General features: G+C 70.0%; 2 protein-coding genes and 3 pseudogenes. 2 read left to right on the plus strand and 3 right to left on the minus strand.

Translation table 11 applies throughout. The annotated features are described in order from the left end of the window. The coding region (locus A9X03_RS07060) for a histidine phosphatase family protein (protein WP_197696029.1) at positions 1–144 on the minus strand (144 nt) is incomplete at its 3' end. 16 nt (positions 145–160) lie between these two features. Between A9X03_RS07060 and A9X03_RS07065 the strand changes: the two are divergent. Continuing rightward, a pseudogene (locus A9X03_RS07065) lies at positions 161–775 on the plus strand (histidine phosphatase family protein); the annotation flags it as partial. Positions 776–782: 7 nt separating this feature from the next. Here the strand turns inward: A9X03_RS07065 and A9X03_RS07070 are convergent. After that, on the minus strand, positions 783–974 hold the full coding sequence (locus tag A9X03_RS07070) for a hypothetical protein (RefSeq protein WP_067755368.1): 192 nt from the start codon (positions 972–974) through the stop codon (positions 783–785). After that, positions 971–1,392 (minus strand): annotated as a pseudogene (locus A9X03_RS07075) (metallopeptidase family protein). The gene A9X03_RS07070 and the pseudogene A9X03_RS07075 overlap by 4 nt, the downstream one beginning before the upstream one ends. A 26-nt stretch (positions 1,393–1,418) precedes the next feature. On the opposite strand from A9X03_RS07075, the pseudogene A9X03_RS29100 reads away from it, so the two are divergent. Beyond that, positions 1,419–1,493, plus strand: a pseudogene (locus A9X03_RS29100) (AraC family transcriptional regulator); the annotation flags it as partial.

Genomic DNA, 1,493 nt, shown 5'->3' on the forward strand with positions numbered 1-1,493 from the left:
CGGCCGGTGCGCACCTCGCGCGAAGGCACGGGCCTGGTCGCGGCCCAGCGGCGTCAGCTCCGCCCCGGGCGGCCGGGTGTCCAGCCTGCGTTCGACGTTGCTGTAGGACTGGCCGTGTCGCAGTAGCACCAGCCGCCCGGTCATAGCTCCATTCCCCCGGCCGCCCGGGGCGGAGCTGACGCCGCTGGGCCGCGACCAGGCCCGTGCCTTCGCGCGAGGTGCGCACCGGCCGGCGTTGCTGGCCCACTCGGTTGCGATCCGCGCGTCGCAGACCGCGGGGGTGATCGGCGGCGAACTCGAGATGGCGCCCATCGAGGTGCCCGGCGTGCACGAGGTCCAGGTGGGTGGCCTGGAAAACCGCAGCGACGACGATGCCGTCGCCGAATTCAACGCGATCTACGAGCGGTGGCATCACGGCGACCTCGACATCCCGCTGCCCGGCGGGGAAACCGGCAACGACGTGTTGGACCGCTACGTGCCGGTGCTCACCGAACTGCGCCTGCGCTACCTCGACGACCGCGACTGGGCCGGCGACATCGTCGTCGTCAGCCATGGCGCGGCGATCCGGCTGGCGGCGGCCGTGCTGGCCGGCGTGGACGCCGGCTTCGCGCTGGACCACCACCTCGACAACGCCGAATCGGTGGTCTTGGCACCCATCACCGACGGCCGGTGGAGCTGCGTGCGCTGGGGGACCCTGACGCCACCGTTCTACCCCGAGGCGGATGCGACCCCCGTCGCCGACGCGGTGCACTCGAGCACCGACCCGATGGGCTGAGGGCCGGTCAGACAGCCAGCGCGACGGCCTCGGAGCATCCGCAGCCGATGGCATCGCAGTCGACGACGAACGCGTGCGGCAACAGCTCGGGGCTGAAGCAATCCGGCTCCGTGCATTCGGAGCGGCGCAGTGAATGGCGAATGATGGTGCCGTGACAGTGATCCAAGCCTGCCCGGCAGTCGCGGCAGTCAGCACTCATAACCCGTTCATAGCACCGGCGGCGGACAAATCCGGGATGCCGCGCCCATAGAACGGGCCGACGTTCGTCAGGCCCAGCCCAATTCCTCCAGCCGCTCGTCGTCGATGCCGAAGTGGTGGGCGATCTCGTGGATCACCGTGATCGCGACCTCCTGGACGACGTCGTCGTCGGATTCGCAGACGTCCAGCAGCGCCTCGCGGTAAATCGTGATGGCGTCGGGCAGGGATCCGGCGTAGTCGGAGTCACGCTCGGTCAGCGCGACCCCTTCGTACAACCCGAGGAGTTCGCCGTCGTCGGGGTGGCGGTCCTCGACCAGCACGACGATGTTGTCCATTGCCGCCGCCAGCTCGGGCGGGATCAGGTCGAGCGCGTCGGCGACCATTTCCTCGAACCGTTGCGGATCCATCCGCACGGGCACTCGGCTAGCCCCCGGCGGGCGGCGCGGCGGGCACCTGGATCACGCCGGCGAATCGGGCGATCTGGATACCGGCGGGCTGCTGGCATGAACATACGTTCCAC

The sequence above is a fragment of the Mycobacterium sp. E1715 genome (assembly GCF_001667625.1).
In the GTDB taxonomy this organism is placed as follows: domain Bacteria; phylum Actinomycetota; class Actinomycetes; order Mycobacteriales; family Mycobacteriaceae; genus Mycobacterium.